Genomic DNA, 3,169 nt, shown 5'->3' with positions numbered 1-3,169 from the left:
TGAGAGGAGTTAAATTGATATGATGTTGAATGTCATAACGGAAGCATAATGTGTAGTGAGGTGAGTGGTATATTAGTTGATTTTATTTAAAATTACTTGCCATACTTTATTTATTAAACATAGCTTTCTATTACAATTAGAATCACTAAAACAAAGTCCTGGTAATGCGAGTATGACTTTTTCCCCATAAAATCTTAAATCATTTATTTTTTTATCTAAATTTTTATCTTCTAAAAATGGTGCTAATATTCCTTCTTTTATATTTTGTTGTTGTTGTTTATCAGTTAAGGATGTAAGTAAATTTAAATCCATAGTACATCCACAGGATGGTCTAGGTTTACCATATTTTTGACCAATATCATAGCGACCGCCTTTAGCTAATGGTTTAACATAGCCAGAAACATAAGCTGTAAATATAAAACCATTATGATATTGAAAGCCTTTTAAATCTGATAAATCAAAATATATAGAAATATTCTTTACTTTTTGTTTTATAAGTTTATATATTTCTTTTAATTCGTCCAACAATACTTTGATTTCTTTAATATATGATATTTTTTTATATGCTTTTATTATAATATTAAAATCACCATGTAATTTAGGTAACAATTTTAAGATTTTCCTTATTTTTAAATCCACGTTTATTTTATCTATTAAATAATCAACATCAGTATATGATTTATTGTCTATTGCTTCAAACAAAGGTTTTAAGTATTTTTTTTTTATTTTAGATTTTTTGACTAACACTTTATAAATGCCAATATGTCCAACTGATAAATTTATATGTTTTGCTCCAGATAATATTAAACTTTTTATAGTAAGAATGATTATTTCAATATCTGCTTCTATGCCTTTATAACCTAGTAATTCTATTCCTATTTGTATAGGAGTTCTTTCTAAATCATTTTGATTTTCATTAAGAAAAGCACGAAACACATTCGTGCAATAACACACTCTATATGGCCCTTTATTTTTTAATACATTAGAGTCTATCCTAGCAATTTGAGGTGTAGAATCTGCACTTAAACCAATTAATTTACCACTTAACATATCAATTAATTTTACCGTTTGAAGTTCTAAATCATAACCAACCACATTTAATAACGTTTCTAAAAATTCTATATGGGGAGGCATAATAAAATCATAACCATGTTTATAATATAAATTTAATAATTTTCTTCTTAACTGTTCTATTTTTATTGATTGTGGGGGTAATATTTCATTTATACCATCAGGCAACAAATTTTTTTCATAAGTTTTCATATAGTTTATTATAACACTAAAAATTATATTTTTTTTTCCAATCTTCTGTAAGATTGCTTTTTAATAAATACACAATCATATCACTTATTTTAGGATGGTAAGTATCTAACCAAAAAGCATCTTTATATTTACGTAACCAAATTTTTTGTTTTTTGGCTAATTTTCTATTAGCTGATAATATTTTCTCTTTTAACCTAAAAAAATTATATTTTCCATCTATAAATTCCCATGTTTGCCGATAACCTATACTACGCATTGCCGGTAATTCTAAATACATATTATTCATATTTTTTAACCTTTCAACTTCTGTTATAAAACCATTTTCAAACATAATATTTAAACGTATTAACATATTTTTATATAATCTTTCCTTATTATTGTGCGCCACAATAATTTTTATGACTTTCATGGGAAATTTTCTTTATTTTTTTTTTCCCAAAAATAATTAATTATTTTATCAGTGTTTAAGTAAACTTCTAAAAATCTTTTAATTCGATAAATATCATTATTATATATTGTAATTTTATTTTTTTTGGTTAGTTTATTTTTAAAAAACAAACAATATTTATTATATTTATTTATTTTATATTGTTTTAAAGGGATTGTTGCTAAACCTTCTAACAAAATTTTAAAATAAAACATCGTTCCACCCACAAGAATAGGAATTTTTCCTAACTTACTAGTTTTTGTCATTACTTTTAGTGCATCTTTACGAAATTCCCAAGCTGAATATTTTTCTGTAGGATTTATTATATCTATTAATTCATGATATATATTTTTTGGTTTTGCTGTGCCGATGTCCATATTTCTATAAACCATAGCTGAATCTACACTTATTAATTCACAATTCAATATTTTTTTTAATTTTATAGCTAGTTTTGTTTTACCTGATGCAGTTGTACCCATTAAAAAAATAGCTATTGGTTTATTTATTATTATATTAGGCTTTTTCATTTTATATTTTTACGTACAAATAATGTATCTATTCTTATTCTACTTGTCTTATTAGATATTTTTATTTTTATTTTTGTCCATACCATATAAATTGCACTACACATAGTAAAAATCAATCTACAACAATTTTTATTTTTATTGTTAAGACCTGATTTATTTTTTCTTCTTTCTTTGTTGGTTTGGTATGTTGTGCTTTTATTTTCTTTTGACTTGTTGAACTGATGCAGAGATTATTGGTGAGGTAATTTTGTTTGTGTTTGAGATAAAATACTTTACTTGTTTTTTTTATTTTTTGGATTGGATTGAGTTACTTTGTGTTGTTGTTGAGTTGCTTTTCTTTGAGATGAGATGAGATGAAGTGTATTAGTGTTGCTTTGCTTTGAATTTTCTTTGAGTTGTAATGGTTTTGAGTTGACTTAGTGTGTTTTATTGTTTCTATGATGTGATCTTAATCTTATGAATATTTTTACATATAATGAGGTGTTATGTGTTGCTTTGCTTTGCTTTGCTTTGAGGCGTTGTTGAGTTTGGGTTTTATTTTTGAGTTAGTGTGAGTTTCTTTTCTTTTCTTTTGAGTTGTATTGACTTTAAATTAACTTATATTACATTAACTTTAGTTAAGTTGTATATGTTTAGGATTAGTTTAGTGTTGTGGTGTAAGTTATTTTGTATTGTATTAAGTTGTGGGGAGTTAGTGTAAGTGTTTTGTAATGTGTTATGTAAGTTTTGGATTAAGTTGTATTAATGTAATGTTGTAATGGTTTAGTTTTAAATTGTTTGTGGTGTGCTTTGTAAGTTGTTGTGTAATGGATTACATTAAGTTGTTATGTATTAAGTTAAGTTGTAATGGTATGGTTTTAAATTGTTTGTGTAAGGTAAGGTTAGTTTAGGTTAGGGTTAGGTTAAGTTAAGTTATTTTAATATCAGTTGTGTTATTTTGCTTTGAGATGCT

3 protein-coding genes are annotated in these 3,169 nt (G+C 24.8%); all 3 read right to left on the bottom strand.

The window, feature by feature from the left end:
* Positions 1–72 precede the first annotated feature (72 nt).
* From H7S46_RS01470 to miaA, 3 genes are read right to left on the bottom strand one after another with little or no spacing between them, the layout of a single operon-like run.
* Positions 73–1,263, bottom strand: a complete 1,191-nt coding sequence (locus H7S46_RS01470; protein ID WP_183043064.1) for an ATP phosphoribosyltransferase regulatory subunit — start codon at positions 1,261–1,263, stop codon at positions 73–75.
* Between the two features lie 16 nt (positions 1,264–1,279).
* The gene (locus H7S46_RS01465) at positions 1,280–1,672 is read right to left on the bottom strand and encodes a hypothetical protein (protein WP_183043063.1); all 393 of its coding nucleotides are present in this window, start codon (positions 1,670–1,672) and stop codon (positions 1,280–1,282) included.
* A complete protein-coding gene (gene miaA, locus H7S46_RS01460; RefSeq protein WP_183043062.1) occupies positions 1,669–2,217 on the bottom strand; it encodes a tRNA (adenosine(37)-N6)-dimethylallyltransferase MiaA in 549 nt (182 codons plus the stop codon). The genes H7S46_RS01465 and miaA overlap by 4 nt, the downstream gene beginning before the upstream one ends.
* Between the last annotated feature and the right edge of the window lie 952 nt (positions 2,218–3,169).

Source organism: Candidatus Portiera aleyrodidarum (assembly GCF_902713745.1).
Taxonomy (GTDB): Bacteria; Pseudomonadota; Gammaproteobacteria; order Johnevansiales; family Johnevansiaceae; genus Portiera; species Portiera aleyrodidarum_D.
This window is presented reverse-complemented; position numbering and strand designations above follow the sequence as displayed.